Here is a 24,934-nt window from a genome sequence, read left to right as displayed (position 1 = left end):
GCGATGCGCTGGTTACCAGATTCTGATTCTGTCTTCCGGCGCAATGTATAGCGCGTCACCCGGCTTCACTTTGAAGGCCTTGTACCAGGCGTCCATGTTCACGGGTGCACCAATGGTGCGGTACTTACCCGGTGAGTGCGTGTCCGTCAGGATCAGCTGCGCCTCCGTCTCGGGCAGGATGTTCGTTCTCCATACCTGTGCCCAGGCCAGGAAGAAGCGCTGGTCTGGCGTAAAGCCGTCAATCTTCTTCTTAGACTTGCCCTGCTTGGTCATTTTAAAGGCTTCGTAAGCGGCACTCAGGCCACCCAGGTCACCGATGTTTTCACCCAGTGTCAGCTTTCCGTTCACATGGATGGTGTCCTGTACGGTATAGTCGTTGAACTGCTGCACCAGCTGATCGGCTTTTGCCTGGAAGCGGCTGCGGTCTTCGGCCGTCCACCAGTTGCGCAGGTTACCGTCTTTGTCGTACTGGCTACCGGAGTCGTCGAAACCGTGGGAGATCTCATGTCCGATCACAGCACCGATACCACCGTAGTTCACCGCATCATCCGCGTTCGGGTCGAAGAACGGGAACTGCAGGATACCAGCCGGGAACACGATCTCGTTCATCACCGGGCTGTAGTAGGCGTTCACGGTCGGAGGCGTCATACCCCACTTGGTTCTGTCAACCGGTTTGCCCAGCTGGCTGATCATGTCGTTGTAGCCCCACTGGCCGGCGTTGCGCACGTTCTGGAAGAAGGTATTGCGGTTCACTTCCAGTCCATCGTACGTTTTCCACTTCTCAGGGTAACCCACTTTCGGACGGAAAGTACCAAGTTTGGCCAGTGCCTTTTCCTTTGTTTCGGCAGACATCCAGTCCAGTCCTTTGATGCGGATCTCGTAGGCTTTGATCAGGTTGGCGATCATTTCGTCCATGCGCGCCTTTGCTTCCGGCTTAAAGTGTTTCTGCACGTACAGCTGGCCAAGAAGCTCACCTATAGTGCCATCTGTCAGCTGTGACATACGCTGCCAGCGTGGTGTCTGCACCTTCTGGCCTGAGAGGATCTGGGTGAAGGCGAAGTTTGCGTCCACAAAATCCGAGCTTAGGTATGGAGCTGCTGATTTCAGCACGTTCCACTGCAGGTAGGTCTGCCAGTCAGCTACCGGGGTAGCCGTCAGCATGCCGTTCAGCTCTGTGAAGAATTTCGGGTTGTTCACCAGAACGGTATCCTCACCGCTAACCTTCATCTTTGCCATCAGCGATTTCCAGTCCATATTCGGCGTGGTTTTGCTGAAGTCGGCTACGGCAAACTTGTTGTAGGTCTTGTGCGGGTCACGCATCTCCACGCGGGCCATCTGCGCGGCTGCCATCTGCTTTTCGATGTTGAAGATCGTCTCGGCGTTCTTCTGAGCAGTAGCCTGATCAACACCGGTCAGGGTGAAGAGTTTGGTGATGTAGGTTTTGTAGGCATCCTGAATGCGAGTGGTGCGGGCGTCGTTCTTCAGGTAGTAGTCGCGGTCAGGCAGGGTGGTGCCGCCCTGGCTCAGTTGCGGAATCATCACTTCCACGTTCTTACGGTCCTGGCCCACATAGAAGCCAAACATAGGGGCAGCTGCTCCTGTGCTGCGCAGTGTCGCTACTTCATGCAGCACACCGTTCACATCCTGTATACCTTTGATGCGCTCCAGATCAGCTTTGATAGGGGTATAGCCCAGCTTCTCAATCGCTGCGCTGTCCATAGCGGCGGCATAGAAGTCACCCACGCGGCGCTCCACCGAACCGGCCGGTGCGCTTGTTTTGGCAGCGGCATCGTTCAGGATCGTGCGAACGGCGATGATGTTGAAGTCGCGCAGCTGGTTGAAGCTACCCCAGCGTGTTTCTTTGGCAGGTACCGGGTTTTTCTGCAGCCAAACGCCATTTGCGTAGGTATAGAAATCGTCGCCGGGCTTCACCTTGGTGTCCATGTTGGACTTGTCGATGAACTTGTCCTGGCCGGCAGGCTTGCCGCCGTTCTGGGCCGAAGCCTCCAGTGCGCAGAAAGTGGCCGCACCGAAGAGTAAGATTCTCAGGCGGTTTTTCCAGACAGACGACTCTCCCTTAGTCTGAGACAGATTAGTAGTGTCTTTTGTGTTTTTCATGTTAGATTGATTGTTTTAAAATGCTCAAAAAGAAGTCCTGCTTACAGGGCTTTTTTGAATGGCCTAAAATAAGGCAAATAAGCGAAAAAATGATGTTTATTTTTTGGACAGCCCGTGTTAAGGCCTTGCTTTCCTGTAACACCATAAGCCGGTTTAAAGTTTAGGAGTCAATTTTGGTGCCATTCACCTGGGAGCCCGCAGGTATAGCTACAGCTTTACCTGTCTGCTCATGAAAAGGCGCGGGCTGTTGTCGAGATAGTAGTCCGGAACTTCCTGCTGCACGCTAAAACCAAGACGGGTATAGATGCTGATGCCGGTGGCATTGTCAGGGTGCACGGTCAGGTATAGCGCCCTCACGCCTTTGGCTTCCATCAGGGCCATGGTGGCAGTCATCAGATTTTCCCCGATGCGCTTGCCCCGGTGCGCTGGCAACACCCCCAGCGAGAGCAGCCAACCCGCTTTCTTTTCGACGTCCAGGTGCGACAGCATATAGCCCACTACAGCGCCATCCGTTTCTGCAACTAACAGGTAGTCGCCCGTGATATCGTAGAACTGGCGCAGCACGAAAAGCGGGTAGCTATCGGCACCGAATGACAGCTGGTCGATGGATTTGATGGCTCTGAGATCGCTCAGTTCGGCTTTGCGGATGGTCAACATAGGGATAGCCTCACTGTGTTCTGCCTTTCAGCAGGTTGATGCTGATGGTCGCCATGTCAGAGTCCGGGAAGCGGCGGAAAGCCCCTTTGTCAGGGTGCAGGCCGGCTTCCCCTGCTACTTTATGGAATACTTCCACCTCCACAATGTATTGGTCTGAGAATCCATGCGTTGCATCGTAGGCAGTGGCTGCTGTCTTGCCCAGGTTTGCTGCCGCCAGGGCAGGAGGGATGGTATGCAGTTCCATGGTCAGCAGGCCGAACTTATCCACATAGGGTGTCCACTTTTTGAGGTGCTCCAGCAGGTTATCCTCTACCTCATTGTTGCTTATGCGCCGGCCCCGGAAAGCGAAGGCGCCGGTCGATTGGCTCTGCCTGTTTTCGGTGCGCTGGGCAGGCCGCTCCCAGATGCGGTTATGGTCGAGGAAGGTGCGCACGTTAAGCAGTTCCTTCAGGTCGATGTTGTAATTCTCGCGCAGGTCCTGGGCCAGCAGGTCCGGACGTCCGATATCACCCCAGATCACCTTGGCCCAGATGTCGGCTTTGATCAGGTTGGCCCGGGTCACTTTAAGCGCTGCCTGGTTATAATCGGCCCCCACCAGAAAGAGCGGGTACTGGTCCAGCATTTTTCCACGGGCGGTCTGCCGCTCAATCACCTCAAACATGTGCTGCAGGAAGGCGCCGTTGCCACAACCCATGTCCAGTATACCTTTCGGCTGCTCGTGGATGGGCCGGTTAAAAAGCTCGATGATGATCTCGTCGATCACATTGAAGTAAGTGGCATGCGCTCCGCCGCTGCCCCACACGTTCATCTCACGGTCCACGTGCAGTTCGGGCGCGCCTTCCGGCTTGTCCCAGAGAATGTTTGGATTGCCGAAGATCAGCTCGTCGAGGTGGCGGAAAGTCGGGATGTAAGAGACCGTTACCCCGTAGGCGCTGCCCCGCTTGGCAAAGAAAATGCCTTCGTCCGTGTACTCATACTGGTCACGCACCTTCCGGAACCAGCCCAAATGGGCGAACAGGTCCAGTATCTTGCGGAAGTCTTCGTGGTTTTCGTGAAATTCCTCCGGGCTGAAGCGGCTTTCCATAAAGTATTTGTGAAACATGCCGTTCATGCCCAGCAGCACAATGGTCGGGCCCATCAGCAGTCCTTCGATGTGCTTCAGTACCTGCTCCTGCACAGTGCGCTCTTCCGGGTTGTCTGAAAGGTTAAGGCCATACCCTTCTTTGTACCGGTCAGCCACCTGCGCCCAAAGCTGATACGGTTCCTTTTCAAATTTGCGAGGATGGTAGTTGCCGGATAACTGCATGAGCTTCACGACATCCTCATACAGGTATACCAGTGGAAAAGCCATGCGTCCGCGGTCGGCCACGCGGTAGGTGACCTGGTCGGTGGCATTGTCCAGTTCCTGTTCCAGCCAACCCTGCGAGCAGAGCACGCGCAGCGCCACATTCAGGTAGCCGTCGTTTGCCTTGAACCGGGTTGCCAGTTCCTCCAGGCTAGCTTTCTGCTGTTGCAGCAAGTAATCCAGCACGCCGTGCTTGTGAAGCGTGTAGGCCGTCGGTGCTGTTACAATACCATCCAGGTGACGGAAAATGGTCTCACGCAGTTCATTTTTGCTTCTCATAGAAAATAGTAACCAATATCATCTTTTAGACTAATCACCATCATATTTATGACAATGGAAATTACGGAATATTGTATCATCAAACTAAACCACCTAACGAAAATGAAAAGTTTACATGTTGCCTTGATAGCTATTGCCTTTGGTCTGCTGACCTCGTGCAATACGGAGAGCCAGCCCGAGACGGCTGTAGCGGCCCCTGAAGCAGAAACCGAACAAGCCGCAGGCCAGTCTGCCGTAGCTGATGACCAGTCGCAGCAGAACGTGGTGCAGATCGCAGCCGGGTCGAAGGACCACTCTACGCTGGTAGCCGCCGTAAAAGCCGGCGGGCTCGTGGATGCGTTGACCAATGCAGGCCCGTTCACAGTATTTGCGCCTACCAATGCCGCTTTCGATAAATTGCCGGCAGGCACAGTAGACGACCTTCTGAAACCAGAGAACCGCAGTAAGTTACGGAACATCCTGCAATACCACGTGTACGTGGGTGTTATCCCTGCTGAGCGTTTTGACAACGACATGACGCTTGGCCAGGTAAACGGTGGTCGCGTGAATCTCGGTCTGGAAGGCGATCAGCCAACTGTCAACGGCGTCAAGATCATTGCTTCTATACCTGCTTCAAACGGTATCATTCACGTAATAGACCAGGTCTTGTTGCCGGAATAAAGAATTTTATCGCTTAGCAAGAAGGTAAAGCCTGTGCATAAGAGATTTATGCACAGGCTTTCTTTTTTATATAGTGCAAGGCTTATTTTAAAATTAACCATATTTTTTGGCATATATTTTAGTTCGTTTACGTACTATCTCCTGAATTAAGGCTTATCTAAGTTTCCACCTTAAAATCAGCGCATGATGAATCACACACCTTTTCAAAACTATGTGAGATGGGGCGCCCTGGCATTGCTGCTCAGTTGGAGTGCCTGCGGACAGCGGACCACGACCCAGTCTCCAGATACCACTACGGCAACAGCGGAGAGCGTCCCCGCAACCCCGGAGAATACGGGGACCGAATCAGCCTATCAGATCCCGGTGGACTACTATACCCTGGACAATGGCCTGAAGGTCGTGTTGTCGCAGGACAAGACGGCTCCCATAGCTACCATCGCCGTGTACTATAACATCGGCTTCCGGAACGAGCCCAAAGACCGCACTGGTTTCGCCCACCTGTTTGAGCACATGATGTTCCAGGGCTCCGATAACCTGGGCAAGATGGAGTTCATTCAGCTCATTCAGAAAAACGGTGGCATCCTGAACGGCTCCACCCGTTTTGACTTCACCAACTACTTTGAGATCGTGCCGGCGCATAAGCTGGAAACCATGCTCTGGGCTGAGGCTGACCGCATGAAGGGGCTCAACATCACCCAGGAGAACCTGACCAACCAGCAGGGCGTGGTGAAAAACGAAGTGAAGGTGAACGTACTCAACCAGCCTTACGGTGGCTTTCCCTGGCTCGACATGCCGCAGTATGCCAACAAGAACTGGTACAATGCACATAACTTTTATGGCGACCTCAAAGACCTGGATGCAGCCACGCTCAAGGATGTGCAGTCCTTTTTTGACACGTTCTACTCTCCAAACAATGCCGTACTCGTCGTGGTGGGTGACTTTGAGGCGGGTGATGCCAAAAACTGGATTCAGCAGTACTTTGGCGGCATACCTTCCGTCAACTTACCGGCACCCGTCGACCTTACCGAACCGCGCCAGGAAAAAGAGCAGCGCTTCACCAAAGACGACAAACTCGCAAATCGCCCGGCCCTGGCTTTTGCCTACCACATGCCCGAGCGCAACTCTCCGGAGTACTACGCCATGGGGCTGCTTGACCAGATCCTGTTGCAGGGCAACGACAGTCGTCTGTACCAGGCGCTGGTACAGGAGCGGGGCTATACCGCTTCTGTGGATGGCGGCATCAACGCCTTTTTGGGCAATATGTATAATTACAACGGCCCGATGCTCTGGATGGGCAGCCTGATCCATGACCAGAATGTGAAATCCGATGAAATCGTGAAAGTGCTGGACGCAGAGATTCAGAAGCTGCAGCAGGAAGGAATTGACCAGGAGTTGATTGACCTGGCGATTGTGAAGATACGCTCTTCCCTCTACGATCAGGTAAGCGCCTCCTCAGGTTTCGGCAAAGCCGATCTGCTGGCCACCTTTGCTTTGTTCGACGATGATCCGGCCCGCATCAACCGGCTGGAGTCAGAGTTCCGGAAAGTGACGCCTGAATTGCTCCGCAAGACCATCGAGGAGTACCTGCGTCCGACCAACCGCACTGTTCTTGTTGTTAACCCACTTGCAAAAAGCTAAGCGCCATGAATAGAAAGATCTTCTCAATAGCCTTGAGCGCTATCCTGACCCTGACAGCAGGTATAGCCGCCGCTCAAAAGCAGACGCCACCAGAAGGGGGCAAGCCACGGGATTTTAAACTGCCCGCCAAACAGGAATTTGAGCTGGACAACGGCCTGTCTGCTGTCATGGTGCCTTATGGCGACGTACCGAAAGTGGTGGTCAGCATGGTGGTACAGGTAGGAAACGTCCACGAAACGGCCCAGCAAAACGGTCTGGCCGATATTGTAGGCAACCTGATGCAGGAAGGCACTGCGACGCGCAACGCAACGCAGCTTGCCCAGGAAGTTGCCCGATTGGGTGGCTCGGTCTCAGTGAGCGTAGGTCCGAACGAGACATTTATCTCCGGTTCAGCACTGTCGGAATATGGCCCTCAACTGGTCGGGATCATGGCGGATCTGCTCAAAAACCCGGCTTTCCCGGACTCCGAGATGGCCCGGATCAAAAACGACTTCAAGCGACAGAACAATCTCCTGCGCCAGCAACCGGGCGCCATCGCGCAGTCGAAGTTTAGAGGCGCGCTATACCCTAACCACCCCTATGGCCGCGATTTCCCGACTGATAAAATGATTGATGGCTTTACCCGGGAGCAGGTGCAGCAGTTTTACGAGCAGCAGTTCGGTGCCGACCGCACCACGGTATACGTGGCCGGTAAGTTTGACCAGGGTGCCATGAAGGAGGCGCTTACCAGTCAGCTAAGCGATTGGCGAAAAGGGGCAGCCCCTCAGATCACCGTTGCAAAGCCTGTCACCAAGAGCGAAATGATCGTCATCGACAGGCCGGGAGCCCCGCAGTCTACCATTGTTTTTGGTCTGCCAGTGGTGGATCCTTCCCATCCCGATTACATGGCGCTGCGTGTGACAAACTCCCTGCTGGGCGGTTCCTTTGGTTCCCGCATCACCCGCAACATCCGCGAAGACAAAGGTTATACCTACTCTCCTTACAGTACGCTGGCCGCGCGCTACCGGGTGGGCGACTGGGCGCAGGTAGCCGACGTGACCACCGAGCACACGGGCAACTCACTTCGCGAGATACTGAATGAGATCAATCGCCTGGCTACAGAGGCCCCTGAGCCGGAAGAACTGGAAGGCATCAAGAACTACGAAGCTGGCCTGTTTGTTTTGCGTAATTCTTCCCCCTGGGGCATCGTGTCGCAGCTTAACTTTCTGAAACTGCACGGTTTGCCAGATTCTTTCCTGGAAAACCAGGTACAGAACATTCATGCCATCACCCCGCAGCAGGTACAGCAAACCACCCAAAAGTACATGGCACCTAAGAACATGACCCTGGTGGTAGTAGGGGATAAGAAAGTGATTGACCCCCAGCTGAAGAAATTCCAGGCAGAATTGAAAAAGAATGCGCTTTAATAAAACAAGGCATAACATAAAAAGGGGGGCCTGACTATAGTCAGGGCCCCCCTTTTTGATTGGGGTAGGTATAAAATAAGAACAGACCCCTTTATCAGGAGTCTGTTCTCTATTGAAAAGATTAGTTTTTAAAACAATTAACTTTTCAACTTTTAGCCATTCATTTATACGGGAGCAGTTTTGGGGATGTTACAGAATTCTTAAAAATATTTTTTATTTGGTCATTAAGTGTGTAGGCCAGGCTTGCCAAGATATATCGCAGAAGTTGGCTTTAAGCTGTTATCCATCACATCCAGCTGATAGAAATGCTTATGATTCAGCTTTGCGCCTATATTGTATATTGTCGAATAAGGCTATCAGTGAAAACGGGGAGAACTATACGGAGGCAGTATAGACCGGACAAAAAAAGAAGAGCTCCTTCGAAAAGGAGCTCTTCTATATTGAAAAGATTAGTCTGTAACAATTAACTTTTCAACTTTTAGCCGTTCTTTTATACGGCGGCTATTCAGGCAGGGTTACGTTTACCCAAAAAATATTTTAATTTTAGTTGTTATCCCGTTCCTTATCACGATCGACATCCACCTTTTTCGTGTTCTTAGTAGTGTCATAATCCACAACGGTTTCTGTCACTTCATACTCGGTGGCTACAGAGTCCCGGTCGACTACTCTTTCAGTATCACTTTCTGTTGTGCCAGTCCTGTCCGTGTTATCGCAGGCTACTAAAGCCATTGTGCCAAACAGTATACCGAAACCTGTATATAATATCTTTTTCATGGTCTTATAGTTTTAACTTGGTTATAATACAATGTTCGCCTTTAAGTTAAGCAGAACATATATTGATTAATTGTACGGTATTGCTGGTGTAAAAGGTTGTAAGTCAGTGCTTTTTAGTTTGTATGTTCTTGATAATGTTCTATTTAAAGCAGGACTCACAATGTTCCCGCCCGTTTCAGGAGCCCACCATGTATAGTTTAGCTACCTTTCCTTTTTATGCTGCGGGTAGGTATAGCACTCAGCGGATCTTCTGGCCAATGATGTTTGGGATAGCGCCCGCGCAGGTCTTTTCTTACCTCAAAATAACCGGCATTCCAGAAACTGCGCAAGTCACGGGTAACCTGTACGGGGCGTGAAGCGGGAGATAACAGGTGCATGAGCAGCGGTACCTTGCCTGCCGCAATCCGGGGTGTGTCGAGCAGACCAAAAACCTCTTGCAGGCGTACAGCGAGTACTGGGGTGTCGGGGTTGGCATAGTCCAGTGCGATGCGGGAGCCACTTGGTACCTGCAGATGGGTGGGAGCCAGCTTGTCCAGTTCCTGCTGCTGTTCCCAGGTTAGCATCGATAGTAAGATGTTATTGAAATCAAGTCGACTGACCTGCTCCATGCTGCGCAAGCCTGCCAGGTGCGGCAGGAGCCATTCCACTATAGTCTCTTCCAGCGCCTGGTCCGATACATCCGGCCACTCGTCCGGTGCAATCTGTTGTAGAAACGTGATCCGCTGGCGGGTGCGAACTCCTTCATCTGACCAGGGGAGGCGTGCTATACCTTTGTCCTGTAAAGCCTGTAGGAGAGCAGCTGCCAGTTGCTCCGGATCAGGTTGTGTCAACTGCTTTTCTTCTAGCACCAGCGCGCCCAGTTTGACGATGCGACGGGCATGCACACGGCCGCCGGCATCGTCCCAGCGAACCTCTTCGGTATTTATGAGCTGTGCTTCGAAATGTTCGAGCACTTCGTCCTTGCTGAGCGGCGCAGCCAGCAGAATGCGTGGATGTTGCCCCGCATCGAGGTGGGCTATGCCGTAGTAGGCTGCTTCCGAGAATAACTCGGTGGGGAGTGAGGCAATTTGCCCAGTGATCAGCCGTACCTTGCCCGTGCTCTCGCGCTGCGCTAGCCGGTCGGGGTAGGCCAGTGCGGTGAGGAGGCCGGCCGCATGCACTTCGATATTTCCTTTTGGGGCACGGAGTCGCTGGCGCAGGTGCTGGGCCTGTTCCTGCACGCGCCGTATGGCATTTTCGTCGCGCACAAAGCCAGGTATAGGAGGACGCTTGCCTGCCAGTAGCTCAAGCCGCAGCGCCAGATCGGGCAGTGGCGTGCTGAAGGGCTGTTGCGCCCGGATGATGTCACGCTCAGCCAGCAGCGCAGCCAGGGTGCAGGCCGTTTCGCTCAGACCCATTTCGTGCCCCCGGATCACCAGGTGCCCAAGGCGAGGCGTAAGTCCCATAGAGGCAATGGCCTTCCCATGGGCTGTGGCCTGACCTGAACTGTCAATGGCTTCCAGTCGCAAAAGCAGGTCACGTGCCAGGGAAAGGGCTGCTGCGGGTGGTGCATCCAGCCACTGCAGGGTGGTCACGTCTTTTACACCCCACAAGGACAGCTCCAATGCCACACCCGACAGATCTGCCTCGCAGATTTCAGGGTCCTGCCGCTCAGGGAGCTGCAGCTGATCGGCAGTGGACCATAGTCGGTAGCAGACACCCGGCCCCAATCGCCCGGCACGTCCGCGGCGCTGGTCGGCGGCTGCTTTGGATACCGGCGTGGTGACCAGCGTGGTGAGACCGGTACGGGGCAGGAAACGAGGCACGCGTGCGAAGCCCCCATCCACGACAATTTTAACGCCTTCTATGGTTAAGCTGGTTTCGGCAATACTGGTGGCCAGCACTATTTTCCGGCGGCCGGAAGGGGAGGGTTGGATGGCGGCCATCTGACGGCTAAGCGCCAGATCGCCGTGCAGTAGGTGCAGTTCCACATCGCCTGGCAGCCTGCTTTCCAGTTGCTCTGCTACCCGGCGCATTTCACCCATACCTGGCAGAAAGACCAATACGTCGCCGGTAGGTTCTTCACGCAATGCTCTGAAAATGGCTTTGGGTACCAGCTGCTGCAGACGCTCAGCAGGCCGTGTGCCGGCTGCGGCAATTTCAGCTGGGCTTAGGTAGTGCGTTTCGACAGGGTAGAGGCGGCCATCGCTCCGGATGACGGGGGCCTGCAGCCATTTGCCTATACCTGTCGCATCGAGGGTGGCACTCATGATCACAATGCGGAGGTCGGGGCGGAGGACGGCCTGCGCGTCCAGCGCCAGCGCCAGGCCAAGGTCGGCCTGCAGACTACGTTCATGAAACTCGTCGAAGAGGATGGCGGAAACACCTTCCAGGGCAGGGTCTTCCTGCAGCATGCGTGTCAGGATGCCTTCTGTTACTACTTCCACGCGGGTTCGGGAGGACACGACATGCTCCATGCGCACCCAGTAGCCTACGGTCTGGCCCAGCGGCTCCTGCATCAGGTCGGCCATGCGCTGGGCAGCGGCACGGGTTGCCAGTCGCCTGGGCTCCAGCACCAGCACCTTGCCGCCCTGCAGCCAGTCTGCCTGGAGTAAAGTAAGGGGAACGAGTGTGGTCTTTCCTGCTCCCGGAGGGGCTTCCAGCACAGCACGATTGGTGGCAGCGAGCGCCTGCAACAGGCTGGGAAGGGCTTCCTTTACAGGGAGCTCCGGCAATTCAGGTATAGAAAGGGCGTGCGACATGTCGCCGCAATTTCCGAAAAATAAATAAACTTATCAGGTAGCGCTTTTTGTGGAGGCTTCGAAAAGCTTCAGCGCTTCTTCGTTTCCGACCTGGGCGGCCATTTGCTGGGCTGTCAGGCCGCGGATGTCGCGTAGCTCCCGGTTGGCGCCGTGCTCGAGCATAAACTTAACCATGTTGGTACGGCCGTACATAGTGGCAAACATCAGGGCGGTGCCGCCACTGCCGTTCTGCAGGTCGAGGTCCGCGCCGTATTCCAGCAATAGCTCGGCTATACCTTCGTATCCATTAAAGCACTGGCCCATTAGGGCGGTATTTCCGGACAGGTCCTGTGCGTTTACGTCAGCGCCGGCTTCCAGCAGCATGCGGGCAGCTACGGGCTGGTTGTTGTAGGTGGCAATGATCAGGGGCGTGAAGCCGCGGGGCCCCGGTTCATTTACGTCAACGCCCTCATCAATCAGTTGTTTCAGAAGCATGAGGTCGCCGCGCCGGGCGGCATCAAACAGGATGTCAACAGGTCTTGTAGAGTAGAAAGTCATCGGGACAAGGGCTTTTGGTCTTTGCCTTTCCTACGATAAAAATCTGATTTAGTCACTCACTAGGTCAAAGAATCGTACTTTGAGGCTACCGGGCACCAGTTTCAAGCCTTTCGGTATACCTTCGTGTGAGGCCTTCATGTGCTCCTTGTACCATTCCCTGTAACTGATCTCGTCGGTCCAGGTGGTCATCACCCAAAACTCGTTTTCGTTCTCCTGCGGAGTGAACACCTTCATGCCCAGAAAGCCCTTCTCGTGGTCGACCAGGTGCGGTCGGTTCACAAATGCTTCCTTCACATCGGCTGCCATTCCGTTGGCAACCTCAAACTGGCTCATGGCTATATACATAGTTCGTTTTTAAATTTGGTGGATGTCCGCCTTCTTACTGCTGAAAAGTGAGGGTGAAGGTGGTACCTTTGTTTGGTTCGCTTTTCACGTGCACCTGCCCGCCGGAGTTGTCCATGATGCGCTTCACGATGTAAAGCCCCATACCGGTGCCGTCTACGTGGGAGTGGAAGCGCTTAAAGAGCGTAAACATCTTGCCCTGGCTTTCTTTGCTGATACCCAATCCATTGTCCTCTATGCTCAGCACAAGTTTTTTCCCTTTTTGGCTGCTCTTGATCTTGACGTGCGGCCTGCGGTCGGGGGAGCTGTATTTCAGTGCGTTGCTCAGCAGGTTGTATAGAATGCTGTTCAGGTTCTTTTTAGAGAAACTGATATTGGGTGCTTCTGAGAAGTCCGTTTCGATAATAGCCTGTTTGCGTTCGGCCTCTCCCCGAAGTCCTTCAAAGATCGTGTTGTAGACTGTTTCGATCTGGAGTGGTTCCGACTCGCCGTCCACGTCGCGCTGCACTTTGGCGATATCCGTCAGGTCGCGGATCACATTTTTGAATCGGATGATCGAGTCTTTGATCATAACGAAGAGCGGATCTGTCGGTTCCCCAGGTAAAGGTTCCGCTTCCCGTATCTGTTCCTCCAGCACCAGCATCAGGCCTTCAATGTTGGCGATAGGCGACTTGAGGTCGTGCGAGGCCGTGTACACGAAGGTATCCAGGTCGTCGATCACGCGCATCAGGTGCTCGTTGGTTTGCTGCAGTTCGTCCTGTGCCAGTTTCAGGTCCGAAAGGTCTATAAACGAACCGATCATCCGGTAGGGCATCTGGTACTCGTTGTACAGGATATAAGCCCTGTTCGAAACATAGGTATAGCTGCCCTCTTTGTGCTGGATGCGGTATTCGGCGTTCCACTGCTTTCTGCCGTTGTTGATGGCGTCGTTCACGCTGCGCTCCACCTCATTCCGGTCATCGGGGTGCAGTTTGGAGAACCAGCCTTCCAGCCCACCCGATATCTCCTGTTCGTCAAAACCCAGCATTTTATAAAGCCCATCACTCCACCAGATCTCGTTGGCAGCCAGGTTCCAGTCCCAAACCACGTCGTTGGTCGCCATGGCCACCAGCCTGAAGCGCTCTTCGCTCTCTGCCAGTTCACGGGTACGATCCTCCACCAGGCGCTCCAACTGGTTGTTGAGTACGGTCAGGTTTTCTTCTGCTTTTTTGAGTTCTTCGTAGGCTGCCAGCGTCTGGTCCTCGCTGCGCTTTTTGTCATTGATGTTCGCCATGGTAACGGCTATGCCTGTTCCCATTTTCACGGCGGCAATCTCGTACCAGGCTTTCTGCTCATTTAAAATGAGCAGTTGCTCAATGTGCAGCGGTTTGCCGGTTTCCACCACCTGGCAAAATTTGCGGAACAGGCCGGTGTCGCGCAAATGCGGTATAGTTGCTGTCACACTTCCCTGCATCAGGTTCGCGCTCGACTCACCAAGCATTTCCTCCGCTTTCTTGTTGAGCAGGGTCCAGTTGAAATCCTTGATCTGCTCCTTGTTGTCGCGCACGGCCTGCATAGCCATGATGCTGTTAAGCGAGCTGTCGAGCACACCTTGTACCACACTGCTCAGCGTTTTAAGGGTGGTGACATCCACAAAGCTGATCACAACCCCGTCTTTGTTGCCGTCCCGCTTCAGGTAAGGGATAATGCGCATCAGGTAATAGCGTCCGTTTTCGGTCTCTACTTCCTGCTCTATCCCCTGCGATGTATTGTTTACCTGACGTATATCATCGAACAGGCGCGCATATTTCAGGCTGTGCGACAGGTGGTACACCGGCCGCCCGATGTCTCCACCAATAATGTTGACGATCTGCTCTACGGAAGGGGTGTACTTGCGCACTTCCAGGCTGTGGTCCACAAAGAGCTGGCCCACGTTGGAGCTGCGGAAATAGTTGTCCAGGTCTTCGTTGAGTTCCTGCAGTTCCTTTATTTTAAGCTGGTGCTCGGAGTTAACCGTGTGCAGCTCTTCGTTGAGTGACTGCATTTCCTCGTTCGAGCTTTGCAACTCCTCATTGCTCGACATCAGCTCTTCGTTGCTTGACTGCAGCTCTTCGTTAGCCGTACTGAGGTCTTGTACGGTCATTTGCAGGCTTTCGCGTGTCTCGCGCAGTTCCGTCTCCAGCGTCGTCAGCTGCTGGTAGTAGTCGGCGTCTGAGAGGTGCGGCGTCTCGCTCAACCTGGGCTGCGGACTCACTTCGCCCATCTCCTGCAGCAAGACCAGGATAAGCGGCGGCTGGCCTTTTTCGAGCGTGACAGGGCGCACAGAGGTATGGATCAGACGCTCTTTCTTGCCGAACTTTACGGCTACCTGCCGGCCTACCACACTGCGTTTGGTCTTGATGGCTTTGCGGATGCTCACGCTCAGCACCACGGCCAGTTCTTCCGGCACCATCTTGATGAGGTTGAAGTGCAGGCGCTTGTCCGGAAATTTTAGAAAACGATTAATGTCGCCTATGCCGTGCAGCAGCTGGTAATTGGTGTCTACGTACAGAGCGGTGACTTTAAAGTCCTCTGCCAGGGCATCCATAAATGCCTCGTTATAGCGGTTTAGCTGCGTGGTCTTGAACTGACTGGCCTGGCTTTGCTGCATGCTGTTAGTGTGGTAGTCGGTAACGCCATAGCTGCGCTGCAGGCTGCTGCGGTCTTTCACTTTTCGGAAAATATTCCATTTGCGGTTTTCCTCCTCAAAGTATTCCTGCATATCCCCGATGTGCTCACTTGGGCCCAGCATGAGATAACCGCCCATGTTGAGGGCATAGGGAAACAGGGAGAGTACTTTGTACTGCAAGCTCGGGTTGAGGTAGATGAGCATGTTGCGGCAGGTGATCAGGTCGATCTTGCTGAAAGGCGGGTCCTTCTGCAGGTCGTGCTGTGCAAAGATCACCATCTTGCGTATCTCATCACTTACAACGTATTTGTTACCCGTCTTCTGAAAGAAACGCTGCTGGCGTGCTTCTGATACCTGCTTCCGGATGGTGTTGGCAGGGTAGGCTCCTTTTGAGGCTTTCTGAAGGGCTTGCTGGTCTACGTCGGTCGCAAAGAGCTTGACATCCAGCGGGCGGCCTAGTTTATGGGACGCCTCCTGAAAAAGGATGGCCAGTGTATAGGCTTCTTCGCCCGTGCTGCAGGCCGCTATCCATACCTTGATGGGTTCACCTTCTTCTTTTGATTTCAGAATATCCGGAATTACCTTTTTCTCCAGCTGATGAAAGGCCTCCGGGTCTCGGAAGAAGCTGGTCACGTTGATAAAGAATTCCTGGCAAAGTATCTTGATCTCGGCCGGATTAGCGTGCAGGTAGTCCAGGTATTCCTGCAGGCTGTTCAGCTTGAGGGTTTGCATCCGCTTCTGGATGCGGCGATTCAGCGTGGGCTTTTTGTAATGCGTGAAGTCAATCTGGGTGTGGCTGCACACCAGGTCCAGAATCTCTTTCAGCACTGCTTCTTCATCGAGCTGCTCCTGCTGCTTGCCGTTCTGGATGATGCTCTTGACCAGCGGTGTACGGCGGGTGTACTCTATGATCTCATGCGGAATCTGATCCGGCGGAAGCACAAAGTCTACCTCTCCTGTGTCAATGGCGCTGCGGGGCATGCCGTCAAATTTCGCGCTTTCCGGATCCTGCACCACCACCAGCCCACCGGCCTGCTTGATAGCGCGCACCCCCTTACTGCCATCGGTTCCGGTGCCTGACAGCACAATGCCTATGGCATTGGGGCCGCGGTCCACGGCCAGTGACTCAAAAAAGGTGTCCACTGCAAAGTTGGGTTCCCGGTTGCGGGGCTTCTCGGTCAGGCGCAAGCGTCCGTTCTGCAGACTCAGCTGCTTGCCGCTAGGCAGCACGTATACGCAGTTTGGCCGGGTAAACGTATTGTCTTCCGCTTCCCGCACCTGCATGCTGGTATGCTTGGACAGCAACTCGGCCATCAGGCTTTTATGGTCAGGCGAAAGGTGCTGTATGATCACAAAAGAGAAGCTGGAGTTCCCGGGGAAATGGTCAAAGAGCTTGTGAATCGCCTCCAGGCCTCCTGCAGAGGCGCCTATGCCTATCAGGTAATGATCGGCAGGCCTGGGGATTATTTTTTGCTCCTGCTTATTGTCTGCTTGCTGCAACATGCTGTGTTAGCCGTAATAAAGGTAATTCGTTCTCTTAATACTTCTCGCGGATGATCTTGCTGAGCACAGCACTGCGCAGCGCTTCGGCGGCTTCCAGCTCTTCCTGTCCCCAGGGGAGGGAGGTTAGCTGCACCGTTTGCTGGTAAAGTGCAAACGAGTTGCGCGGATGATAGCTTTTGCCGTCCGGTTCCATCCGGATGGCCTGATCAGGGTTGCCGCTCCAGTTGACGGTTTGCAGCACTTCTCCCCGAAAACACAGAATGTACTCTCCCTGGTCAGGGTTAATAGGTAGCGCAAGCAAGCCGCTTGCCTGGTCCTTGTATTCTTTGCTGTTCGGATAGGCCTGTGGGAGCGAGTTGGTTACGTACGTTTTATCGGAGCTGTTGCGCCGCAGCCAGGATGCAAGTTCTTTTAGTTTTGGAACGGGGGGGGTGTTGCCCACTGTCTGCACATTGCCTTCATACAACACGGCTGCACCGCCCAGCGACAATAGTTCTAACAGGTTTGGCTGGCCAAACAGGAGTGCCTCGGCAAAAAAATCCTGGTTGAAGAGCTGCTCCAGCATCGTGGCGTGCTGTCCGCGCATATGCGCCTGCATCGTGGCGTGCTGTTCCTTTTCGTAGGCACCCAGCCGTACCGCTGCGATCGTGGAAAGCAGTTCCATAGCGGTGCGCTCCTGGTAGCTGGGGTATTTCGGGGCTTTGTGGTGGCAGGAGATCAGTCCCCATAATTTGCCTCCCATAATAAGCGGTACCGACATGGAGGCCGAAATGCCCATGTTGCCCATGTATTCCAGGTGCACGCCGGCCACGCTGCGCAGGTTGCAGCTGGTCAGGTCTGTAAAGCGCCGTGTAATGGGGTTCAGGATAGGGCGGAGGCGTACCGGTTCGTAGTCGCGGGCAGGTATGAGGCGGTATGGGTTTTTGAAGTAGAGGTCGCGTGCCTGCCTGGGCACATCAGATGCCGGAAACCGAAGCCCCAGCAGATCACTCATGTCCTCCGTTTTGGCCTGGCCGATTACGGTGCCGTTCCACTGGGGATCGAAGCGGTAGACGAGCACCCGGTCGAAGCCTGTAAAAAGCTTGAACTCATCGGCCACTATCTGCGCGATCGCCTCGGTGCTGTCGGCTTGCTTGATGCGGGATGTGATGTATTTGATCTGCTGGAAAAAAGCCAGGAAGGATACATCGTCCTCACGCCGGGCTGGCTCCATTTCAATCAGTATCTGCTCTGCCTCCGGATGTACGGTGGCCGTAAAGGCGCTACTGCTCTCTCCCGTATTGAAGGTGAGCGAAAAGGGGATGTCCACCTGGTCCAGTTCTGACTCCTGTTCACGGGTGATTTTGAGTTGAAGATCTGCCAGCTCTTTTCCGGGTACGAAAGCGGAAAGCGGTTGGTCCAGCATCGAATCGGGCGCAAGGCCAAGAAGGTCGACACTGTTTTCACTTACCTGCCTGATGTGTAGTGATTTGTCCAGGACCAGCAGCAGGCCGTGCGGTTGTATCAGGTTAATCTGGTGCAGCGGAATGCTTCCGCAGAAGTCAGAATCATAGTTTTTTTCGCCACCGTTTTGCAGCGCAGATATTTTATTTTCCATAGTATTCCAAGTCCTCCGCCAGGGGTGGTAGAGGAACATGAATCTAAGCAATCTTGGAGTCTATATTCTTCTGGCAAAGGTTTTCAGGGTGTAATTTAAGTGTTTTTACCCTAAAATCATGATGGAAATACTGAATTTAAACGCGAAGGGTTACATCATAATGCTGTCTATGTTTGATTTTGACTTAATGAAAAAGCAAAAAGGGACATGCGTTGTTACGCATGCTGGTTGTTAATCTACCGCTTGTTTTCGAGGCGCAGCTGAAGTGTTTTGTCAGGACTTGCAACACTAAAGGTCTGCGAAGCGAAGCCGGGACTGCTGACAAGTAAGGTATGGCTGCCGGCAGCAAGTGAGAGCCTGAAATAGCCCTTGTCGTCGCTCATGGTTTCCCAAGGACTGCCCTGTACCCGAATGGTAGCCTGTGCTATACCTCGTCCGTTTGCATTGAGCACCTGCCCTTGCAGACTAAACTCAGACAGGGCTTTCTGACTGCCGTTTTCAAGGTCGCTGTTACTGACAGGCGGTGCCGGAATGTCGAGCACGATTGCCGCATCGATCGTGCGGGCCAGCAGCTCCTCCGGACTAGGGGGCAGTATCCCGGCCGCATGTATGGCTGCTTTTTCCTGAGCGGCCGTGCGTGTGTAAGCGTAAAACAGGATAAGGCCCAGCGAACTAAACATCATCAGCACGCCCACAGCCACCCGCCAGTCTGCCAGGCTAAGGATTGTTCTGGGACGATGCTTGCGACGCAGGCGGGTGCGCACCCGCTGCCAGATGCGGTAGCGAGCCTGGCTTGTCCGGTTCCGGTCAGAGAGCGACATGCCCGTCAGTATATCCTCACACATCTCGCAGTCGAGCAGGTGCTTTTCGAGTTCGTAATTGGTAGCCGGCGGCAGCGAGCCTTCCTCGTATTGCCGCAGCAGCTCTGTGGAGGGGTGTTCCTCCAGTCCCCATTCGCTTGTTTGTATTTTATCGTTGCGCATGGTTTTTTTCAATGTAAATTTTAAGGTTCCGACGCCCGTTCTGTATGTAACTCTTTACCTGTTTGAGGTCGCAGCCGGTTATCTCCTCTATCTCGCGGTAGCTTTTCTGCTGCAGGTAAAACAGCTCGATGCAGGTGCGCTGCTCGGCGGGGAGGTGTACGAGTCCGTGTTCGAGCGCTTGCCAGTCGAGGTCCGCCTGAGGTGTTTCGCCTTGGGGCAGGGTGTGTTGCTCGCGTGGCAGGGCCTGGTTCACTTTTTCTTTCAGGCGGTTGGTGCGCAGCAGTTGCAGGCAGTGGTTTTTGGTGAGAGAGTGCAGCCACGATTTAAAGTTGCTCACCTCATGCCGCTTTAGGGCCACGATCAACTGCTCGAACACCTGCATGGTGGCGTCTTTGCTGTCCTCTTCCTCCCCGAGGTAGCGCAGGCAGATCAGGTATACCATCTCCGTGTGCCGCTCGAAGAGTTTCCCGATCACGTCCAGGTCACCGGTCCGGCGGTATTGCCGCACTAGCTCCAGGTCATCAGTGGAACGGGATTTCGAGAAGAACTTTAAAAACATAGCAGGTGAGGGCTTAACGTATATTCAATAAAGTAAATATTGTTGAATGCACCATGATTTATTTGAAGGATGTTTGCTTTTCCGCAGTCTCTTTGCTTAAATAAAAATTATTAATGAAAACATGTTACTATCTTTATTTTCTATTCGTACGCTCTAAGTATTCACAACGCTATCTCCACCCGCTACCCGGGTAGCATACCGGCTATCCTTCCATCACCCGCTTGCTTATACCAAGGCACTACTTGCATCTGCCAGACTTAGTCTTGCTTTTGCTTTGTAGGGAATTACTGCTTTTCACCATTATTTAGTTCTATTCTCTCCAAACTATGCTCACACCATCTCAACACCAGTTCAAAACATTGGTATCCTTCCTGTTATTTGTCTCGGCCTTTCTGTTCCTGGGCTGTGACAGTGAAAGTCTGGATACACCTGAGCCGCTTGCTGCTCAACTAGAAGCCAATGCAGGGCCCAAACGACCTAATTCGGCCCTGCATAACAAAGTGCTGGACGACATTCGCAGTGCCACCGCCCGCTACCACCGTGTCGAAGAGGCCATGGAAGACGGCTACGTACCTTTTAGTCCTTGTGTCAGCCATCCGGTGCTGGGCGGTATGGGCTATCATTATGTAAATCCGCTCCTGCTGGATGGTGTGCTCGACCCCAGCCAACCCGAGGCCTTGCTGTACGAACCGCAGAAAAATGGCCGTCTGAAGCTCGTTGGGGTGGAGTTCATCATCCGGGCTGACGAGTGGGGGCAGAGCACGACACCGATGCTGGGCGATCAGGTTTTCGACGTGTACATCAACTCACCGACAAACCCACTTCCTTTTGACAATTACCAGCTGCATGCCTGGGTATGGAAGCATAACCCTTCCGGAATGCACTTCCCCTTTAACCCGACCGTTAGCTGCAATTATGCCACGGGACCAGCGGAGTAAGGGGAACTTCCGTTAAAGGTATACCTGTAATGCATATCTTGTGAAAGCCCTGCTGCCCCTTAGTGCAGCAGGGCTTTTGCTTACCGGGTGGCCAGTAAAGCCTTGTCTTCTTCGCGCAGCTCCACCAGGGCGTATTTACGGGTGTCCGTGATCTTCAGCTCGTCGAGCGCGTCCACCAGGTTCTTGAAACGGGAGCTTTTCGTCGCTTTCACCAGCACCACCATGTTCGGATTGCGCTTCACCTGCTCACCCAGCAACACCTGCCGGAGTCCGGTAGTGGAAAGGTCTGTTTGCCTCACCTCGGGTGCATCGCCCGGGTAGCCGAAGAAGTAGTATACCTTGTCTGCTTCGTCGAGCACAATGTTCAGCGCATTTTTGCCAGCTACAGGCGTGTCAGGGCCTTGCGCAGTGGGCATATTGATCTCCAAGGTCTGAAATCTGGCAAACGTGGTGGTGAGCATGAAGAATGTCATCAGCAGCGAGGCCAGGTCCACCATGGGCGTCATGTCGAGGTGAAAGCCTTTGTTGCGTGCGCGTTTTCTACTGCCTTTTGCCGGGTTCTGTTTTTCCTGTACCTGTGCCATGGTGCGGCTCCTTTCCGATTAGGGTTGACGTTGCAGACAGTCCCTCTGCTGCATTTGTATAATAGATGCAGCAAAGCCCCGGATTCCACACGGCCTATCCATTTTTTTCATTAACCTTACGGCGGCGGCTGTTTGTCGTAAGCAGCGTTTAGACAACTTTAACTCATACAAGGCAATGATCGACCGACAGGTATACCGCATGACAAAGGCTGGCTCTATCCGTAACCTGGAGCTGCGAAAGGAATCACTTGAGTCGCCCGGACCGGATGAGGTTTGCGTGCAGGTGCGGGCGATCGGGCTCAACTTTGCCGACATCTTTGCCATGCAGGGCCTCTACAGTGCCACCCCCAGCGGCTCGTTTATACCTGGGCTGGAGTTTGCGGGCGAGATCGTGGCGGTGGGAGAGGAGGCTGGCGACTGGCAGGTCGGGGACCGGGTGATGGGCGCCACCAGGTTCGGTGGCTACGTTTCGCACATCAACAGTCACCACCGCTATGTGCTGCCGCTGCCCGAGCGCTGGAGCTTTGAGGAGGGTGCCGGCTTCCTGGTGCAAGGGCTCACCGCCTATTACGCCCTCACCGAGCTGGGTAACCTGAAGCCGGGCATGAACGTGCTCATACACAGTGCGGCAGGCGGCGTGGGCATCCTGGCCAACCGCATCTGCCAGAAGGTGGGGGCCTATACCATCGGCACCGTGGGCCGGCCGGATAAGGTGGATTTTCTGCGAAAGCACGAGCACTACGGCGATGTGATCTTGCGGGACAGTGACTTCTATGACAAGCTCATGCACAGCTTGCACGGTCGCCCCCTCCACCTGATCATGGAGTGCATCGGCGGACGTATACTTGAGCAGGGCTGGAAGGCGCTGGCGCCGATGGGGCGCATGGTGGTCTACGGCAATGCCTCGTTCAGCAGCCACGGCAGTAAGCCGAATTACCCGCGCCTCTTCTGGAAATACCTGCGCCGCCCAAAAATAGACCCGCTCAGGCTCCCCACCGAAAACAAATCGCTGATGGGCTTTAACCTGATCTACCTCTACGAGCAGACCGATATGATGCATGACTTACTGCAGGGATTGCAGGCCTTGCAACTGGCACCGCAGCATGTGGGGCACACGTTTGCGTTCGACGACATGCACGCGGCCATCCGCCTGTTTCAGCAGGGCAAAACCGTGGGGAAAGTGGTCGTGACTGTATGAGCTCCAAAAATACCCACTTCTGGGTATTGAATAACTGATTATGAATGCATTATATTTGATTTACTCCTTCCTGCCGGGTGGATTCGTTAACCTTTAATGGGTCACTTCTATGAACATTCCTGAGGCCATCAAAACGACACTTCGCTTTCGGCAGGTGCCCATGACCCCCCATCAGATCGCCTACTTTATTTGCTTCAACCGCTTGCTCAAAGCTACCGCTGGTTTCGAGGCCATGGTGCAGTCCGTGGAAGAGGCAGTTTACCAGAATCCGGGATACTTCAACATGACCGACGACCTGGTACACATGAGCAACTGGCGGAAAGACGAGCAACAGATAGTCGAGCACGTTTTCAGCACCGTACAGCGGGCTATTGGTCTGTTCCGTGAGCTTGGCCAGCGTAAAGATTGCTGTAATAACGTGGTATTGGCGCTATTGCTTTACAAGCGACTTTCCGATATCGAGCGAAGCCAGCAGCTGGGGGCGCCCATCGTGCCCTACCTCTGGAAATTCGACCGCGTGACCAACGACACGATGCTGTCCGAGCTTGCTGCCCGGGTATACGAGGTGATGGATTACATTGAGCGCACCGACGATCGCCTGGCCAATACCTTCCTGTTTGGCAAGGAAGAACTCAACCACATGAACGAGCCATGCAAGCTCGGCAAACTGCAGGAGGTCATGCGCCTGCTGGCCACGCTGCAGCTCGACGAAGAGCACGTTCCCACACCACTTTTCCAGGCTATCTTTAGCCAGCTCTTCCGCAACAACGTCAAGTATACTTCCAAAGAACTCTCGGGAGAGGTATAGGCACCCTGCTCAGGCAGATACTTTTTGCTACATGCCTTGGCGTACACCCTGTATACCTCTGGAGGCGAGTTTGCGGCGCTTGTAATAATTGCTGAGGCGGTGCAGCTGGCCAGTATGCATCCGTTCATCCTGCTCCGGCGGGTGGGGGAGGTGGCAAACCGGGCAGACGGGCACTTCGAACTGTTCCTGCATTTCGTCAATCGCGTCTTCCACCTGACGCAAGTAGGCTACAATGGCCAGCGTACCCAGCAGGCCAATGAAAGTAAGAATAGAGGTGATGATCATGGAAACTTCGGCTAAAAGTTGTCATTTAAAGAAAGCAAACCATCAGCTAAAGGAGCGCGCGTTCAGCAACAGGCTCCTATATCTGAAAATTTGATTTCTTTAATTAAAACGATTTTTCTCAAAAACCGGAGCCCGCTTCCTAATTGTTTCAAATTTCCCTACTCAATCATAGATAGGTACCATATAGCTGTAATTTCTGTCAGGCAAGAAAAGCTGCTAAATAATTTTTGCAGTTGATTTTATTATCGTAATATTACGATGCGTATACCTGAACGGACAGCAGCATGGCACAACCAACCCAACAACCCAAAAAGCAGATTGCCTTTTTTGAAAAATACCTCACCATCTGGGTGATCCTCTGTATTGTGGGTGGCACCCTGATCGGTTATGTGGCCGGAGACCAGATGGAGGTGCTCAGTAGGATGGAGGTGTACCAGGTGAATATTCCCATCGCCATCCTGATCTGGCTGATGATCTACCCGATGATGCTGCAGATTGACTTCACCAGCCTCAAGCGCATCGGTCGCAAGCCAACCGGCATTGTGCTCACCGTGATCGTGAACTGGCTGATCAAACCTTTTACCATGGCTTTTTTTGCCTGGCTTTTCTTTTCCAACCTCTATTCCGCCTTCATCACGCCAGAGCAGGCTGGGGAATACATAGCAGGTGCCATCATTCTGGGGGCGGCCCCCTGCACAGCCATGGTCTTTGTGTGGTCTTACCTAAGCGACGGCGATCCGAACTATACCCTCATGCAGGTGTCTGTCAACGACCTGATCATCCTGGTGGCCTTCGTGCCGATCGTGGGCCTGTTGCTGGGTATTACGGATGTAACGGTGCCTTACGATACGCTGTTTCTGAGCATCGTCATTTATGTGGTGGTGCCGCTCGTGGCGGGTTTTCTGACGAGCCGTACCCTGATCAGATCGAAAGGGGAGGAGTGGTTTACGAGGGAGTTTCTGCCCCGGCTCAAGCCCATGAGCGTGCTCGCCCTGTTGCTCACTCTGATCTTGCTTTTCGCCTTCCAGGGCGTTAACATTCTCAACAATCCGCTCATCATCGTTTTCATTGCCATACCGCTTATCCTGCAGACCTACTTCATCTTTTTCCTGACCTGGTACAGCGGTCGTAAGCTCAGACTGGGCTACGCCGTGTGCGCGCCAGCAGCCATGGTGGGGGCCAGTAACTTCTTTGAACTTGCCGTGGCGGTGTCCATCGCGCTTTTCGGCCTCGACAGCCCGGCTGCGCTGGTATGCGTGGTGGGCGTGCTGGTGGAAGTGCCGGTTATGCTCTCGCTGGTGGCCTATGCGAACAAAAACAAGTTCTAGAATTCAT

20 protein-coding genes are annotated in these 24,934 nt (G+C 53.8%); 7 read left to right on the top strand and 13 right to left on the bottom strand.

Features of this window, described 5'->3' with window-relative positions; translation table 11 throughout:
• Positions 1-12 precede the first annotated feature (12 nt).
• The 3 genes from IEV97_RS09750 to IEV97_RS09740 form a co-directional block, all read right to left on the bottom strand.
• A complete protein-coding gene (locus IEV97_RS09750) occupies positions 13-1,944 on the bottom strand; it encodes a M13 family metallopeptidase (protein WP_188501494.1) in 1,932 nt (643 codons plus the stop codon).
• 381 nt (positions 1,945-2,325) lie between these two features.
• Positions 2,326-2,775, bottom strand: coding sequence for a GNAT family N-acetyltransferase (locus tag IEV97_RS09745; RefSeq protein WP_188501324.1), 450 nt, complete (start codon positions 2,773-2,775; stop codon positions 2,326-2,328).
• 10 nt (positions 2,776-2,785) lie between these two features.
• The gene (locus tag IEV97_RS09740; protein WP_188501323.1) at positions 2,786-4,399 is read right to left on the bottom strand and encodes a class I SAM-dependent methyltransferase; all 1,614 of its coding nucleotides are present in this window, start codon (positions 4,397-4,399) and stop codon (positions 2,786-2,788) included.
• 102 nt (positions 4,400-4,501) lie between these two features.
• On the opposite strand from IEV97_RS09740, the gene IEV97_RS09735 reads away from it, so the two are divergent.
• From IEV97_RS09735 to IEV97_RS09725, 3 genes are all read left to right on the top strand, one after another.
• On the top strand, positions 4,502-5,059 hold the full coding sequence (locus IEV97_RS09735) for a fasciclin domain-containing protein (protein ID WP_188501322.1): 558 nt from the start codon (positions 4,502-4,504) through the stop codon (positions 5,057-5,059).
• A gap of 183 nt (positions 5,060-5,242) precedes the next feature.
• Positions 5,243-6,697, top strand: coding sequence for a M16 family metallopeptidase (locus tag IEV97_RS09730; RefSeq protein WP_229733883.1), 1,455 nt, complete (start codon positions 5,243-5,245; stop codon positions 6,695-6,697).
• A 5-nt stretch (positions 6,698-6,702) separates the two neighbouring features.
• Positions 6,703-8,103 (top strand): M16 family metallopeptidase, encoded by a 1,401-nt coding sequence (locus tag IEV97_RS09725; RefSeq protein WP_188501321.1) that lies wholly within the window; start codon positions 6,703-6,705, stop codon positions 8,101-8,103.
• 543 nt (positions 8,104-8,646) lie between these two features.
• On the opposite strand, the gene IEV97_RS09720 is transcribed toward IEV97_RS09725, so the two are convergent.
• The 8 genes from IEV97_RS09720 to IEV97_RS09685 all read right to left on the bottom strand — a co-directional run bounded on the left by IEV97_RS09720 (position 8,647) and on the right by IEV97_RS09685 (position 19,786).
• Entirely contained in the window at positions 8,647-8,877 is a 231-nt protein-coding gene (locus IEV97_RS09720; RefSeq protein WP_188501320.1) for a hypothetical protein, read from the bottom strand.
• 197 nt (positions 8,878-9,074) lie between these two features.
• A complete protein-coding gene (gene hrpB / locus IEV97_RS09715; RefSeq protein WP_188501319.1) occupies positions 9,075-11,618 on the bottom strand; it encodes an ATP-dependent helicase HrpB in 2,544 nt (847 codons plus the stop codon).
• A 33-nt stretch (positions 11,619-11,651) separates the two neighbouring features.
• The gene (locus IEV97_RS09710; RefSeq protein ID WP_188501318.1) at positions 11,652-12,155 is read right to left on the bottom strand and encodes an ankyrin repeat domain-containing protein; all 504 of its coding nucleotides are present in this window, start codon (positions 12,153-12,155) and stop codon (positions 11,652-11,654) included.
• 48 nt (positions 12,156-12,203) lie between these two features.
• Entirely contained in the window at positions 12,204-12,500 is a 297-nt protein-coding gene (locus IEV97_RS09705) for an antibiotic biosynthesis monooxygenase family protein (RefSeq protein WP_188501317.1), read from the bottom strand.
• A gap of 34 nt (positions 12,501-12,534) precedes the next feature.
• A complete protein-coding gene (locus tag IEV97_RS09700) occupies positions 12,535-16,647 on the bottom strand; it encodes a chemotaxis protein CheB (protein ID WP_188501316.1) in 4,113 nt (1,370 codons plus the stop codon).
• A gap of 34 nt (positions 16,648-16,681) precedes the next feature.
• The gene (locus IEV97_RS09695) at positions 16,682-18,244 is read right to left on the bottom strand and encodes a GAF domain-containing protein (protein ID WP_229733882.1); all 1,563 of its coding nucleotides are present in this window, start codon (positions 18,242-18,244) and stop codon (positions 16,682-16,684) included.
• Positions 18,245-18,480: 236 nt separating this feature from the next.
• On the bottom strand, positions 18,481-19,227 hold the full coding sequence (locus tag IEV97_RS09690) for a carboxypeptidase-like regulatory domain-containing protein (protein WP_188501314.1): 747 nt from the start codon (positions 19,225-19,227) through the stop codon (positions 18,481-18,483).
• Positions 19,214-19,786 (bottom strand): RNA polymerase sigma factor, encoded by a 573-nt coding sequence (locus IEV97_RS09685; RefSeq protein ID WP_188501313.1) that lies wholly within the window; start codon positions 19,784-19,786, stop codon positions 19,214-19,216. The genes IEV97_RS09690 and IEV97_RS09685 overlap by 14 nt, the downstream gene beginning before the upstream one ends.
• A 326-nt stretch (positions 19,787-20,112) precedes the next feature.
• Between IEV97_RS09685 and IEV97_RS09680 the strand changes: the two genes are divergently transcribed.
• Positions 20,113-20,724, top strand: coding sequence for a hypothetical protein (locus IEV97_RS09680; protein ID WP_188501312.1), 612 nt, complete (start codon positions 20,113-20,115; stop codon positions 20,722-20,724).
• 80 nt (positions 20,725-20,804) lie between these two features.
• On the opposite strand, the gene IEV97_RS09675 is transcribed toward IEV97_RS09680, so the two are convergent.
• The gene (locus IEV97_RS09675) at positions 20,805-21,308 is read right to left on the bottom strand and encodes an ExbD/TolR family protein (protein ID WP_188501311.1); all 504 of its coding nucleotides are present in this window, start codon (positions 21,306-21,308) and stop codon (positions 20,805-20,807) included.
• A gap of 175 nt (positions 21,309-21,483) precedes the next feature.
• On the opposite strand from IEV97_RS09675, the gene IEV97_RS09670 reads away from it, so the two are divergent.
• Together IEV97_RS09670 and IEV97_RS09665 are read left to right on the top strand one after the other, a co-directional pair.
• Positions 21,484-22,506: an alcohol dehydrogenase catalytic domain-containing protein gene (locus tag IEV97_RS09670; protein ID WP_188501310.1), complete on the top strand. Its 1,023-nt coding sequence runs from the start codon at positions 21,484-21,486 to the stop codon at positions 22,504-22,506.
• Between the two features lie 109 nt (positions 22,507-22,615).
• Complete coding sequence (locus IEV97_RS09665) at positions 22,616-23,314, top strand: hypothetical protein (protein WP_188501309.1); 699 nt, start codon at positions 22,616-22,618, stop codon at positions 23,312-23,314.
• A gap of 27 nt (positions 23,315-23,341) precedes the next feature.
• Here IEV97_RS09665 and IEV97_RS09660 read toward each other — a convergent pair whose 3' ends face one another.
• Positions 23,342-23,599, bottom strand: coding sequence for a hypothetical protein (locus tag IEV97_RS09660; protein WP_188501308.1), 258 nt, complete (start codon positions 23,597-23,599; stop codon positions 23,342-23,344).
• A gap of 284 nt (positions 23,600-23,883) precedes the next feature.
• On the opposite strand from IEV97_RS09660, the gene arsB reads away from it, so the two are divergent.
• Positions 23,884-24,927 carry an ACR3 family arsenite efflux transporter gene (gene arsB, locus IEV97_RS09655; RefSeq protein WP_188501307.1) on the top strand — a complete coding sequence of 348 codons (1,044 nt, stop codon included), beginning with the start codon at positions 23,884-23,886 and terminating at the stop codon, positions 24,925-24,927.
• The last annotated feature ends 7 nt before the right edge of the window (positions 24,928-24,934 follow it).

The sequence above is a fragment of the Pontibacter amylolyticus genome (assembly GCF_014638845.1).
GTDB classification, from domain to species: Bacteria; Bacteroidota; Bacteroidia; order Cytophagales; family Hymenobacteraceae; genus Pontibacter; species Pontibacter amylolyticus.
Note: the sequence above shows the minus strand (reverse complement) of the source record. Positions and strands in the feature narration are given on the sequence as shown.

What these genes read in the sequence shown, in the direction of transcription:
- IEV97_RS09665 (WP_188501309.1), top strand. Translation starts at nt 22,616, where the DNA reads ATGAACATTCCTGAGGCCATCAAAACGACACTTCGCTTTCGGCAGGTG.
- IEV97_RS09740 (WP_188501323.1), bottom strand. Translation starts at nt 4,399, where the DNA reads ATGAGAAGCAAAAATGAACTGCGTGAGACCATTTTCCGTCACCTGGAT.
- IEV97_RS09675 (WP_188501311.1), bottom strand. Translation starts at nt 21,308, where the DNA reads ATGGCACAGGTACAGGAAAAACAGAACCCGGCAAAAGGCAGTAGAAAA.
- IEV97_RS09700 (WP_188501316.1), bottom strand. Translation starts at nt 16,647, where the DNA reads ATGTTGCAGCAAGCAGACAATAAGCAGGAGCAAAAAATAATCCCCAGG.
- arsB (WP_188501307.1), top strand. Translation starts at nt 23,884, where the DNA reads ATGGCACAACCAACCCAACAACCCAAAAAGCAGATTGCCTTTTTTGAA.
- IEV97_RS09695 (WP_229733882.1), bottom strand. Translation starts at nt 18,244, where the DNA reads ATGGAAAATAAAATATCTGCGCTGCAAAACGGTGGCGAAAAAAACTAT.
- IEV97_RS09670 (WP_188501310.1), top strand. Translation starts at nt 21,484, where the DNA reads ATGATCGACCGACAGGTATACCGCATGACAAAGGCTGGCTCTATCCGT.
- IEV97_RS09705 (WP_188501317.1), bottom strand. Translation starts at nt 12,500, where the DNA reads ATGTATATAGCCATGAGCCAGTTTGAGGTTGCCAACGGAATGGCAGCC.
- IEV97_RS09730 (WP_229733883.1), top strand. Translation starts at nt 5,243, where the DNA reads ATGATGAATCACACACCTTTTCAAAACTATGTGAGATGGGGCGCCCTG.
- IEV97_RS09745 (WP_188501324.1), bottom strand. Translation starts at nt 2,775, where the DNA reads ATGTTGACCATCCGCAAAGCCGAACTGAGCGATCTCAGAGCCATCAAA.
- IEV97_RS09690 (WP_188501314.1), bottom strand. Translation starts at nt 19,227, where the DNA reads ATGCGCAACGATAAAATACAAACAAGCGAATGGGGACTGGAGGAACAC.
- IEV97_RS09685 (WP_188501313.1), bottom strand. Translation starts at nt 19,786, where the DNA reads ATGTTTTTAAAGTTCTTCTCGAAATCCCGTTCCACTGATGACCTGGAG.
- IEV97_RS09680 (WP_188501312.1), top strand. Translation starts at nt 20,113, where the DNA reads ATGCTCACACCATCTCAACACCAGTTCAAAACATTGGTATCCTTCCTG.
- hrpB (WP_188501319.1), bottom strand. Translation starts at nt 11,618, where the DNA reads ATGTCGCACGCCCTTTCTATACCTGAATTGCCGGAGCTCCCTGTAAAG.
- IEV97_RS09720 (WP_188501320.1), bottom strand. Translation starts at nt 8,877, where the DNA reads ATGAAAAAGATATTATATACAGGTTTCGGTATACTGTTTGGCACAATG.
- IEV97_RS09660 (WP_188501308.1), bottom strand. Translation starts at nt 23,599, where the DNA reads ATGATCATCACCTCTATTCTTACTTTCATTGGCCTGCTGGGTACGCTG.
- IEV97_RS09750 (WP_188501494.1), bottom strand. Translation starts at nt 1,944, where the DNA reads ATGGACACCAAGGTGAAGCCCGGCGACGATTTCTATACCTACGCAAAT.
- IEV97_RS09725 (WP_188501321.1), top strand. Translation starts at nt 6,703, where the DNA reads ATGAATAGAAAGATCTTCTCAATAGCCTTGAGCGCTATCCTGACCCTG.
- IEV97_RS09710 (WP_188501318.1), bottom strand. Translation starts at nt 12,155, where the DNA reads ATGACTTTCTACTCTACAAGACCTGTTGACATCCTGTTTGATGCCGCC.
- IEV97_RS09735 (WP_188501322.1), top strand. Translation starts at nt 4,502, where the DNA reads ATGAAAAGTTTACATGTTGCCTTGATAGCTATTGCCTTTGGTCTGCTG.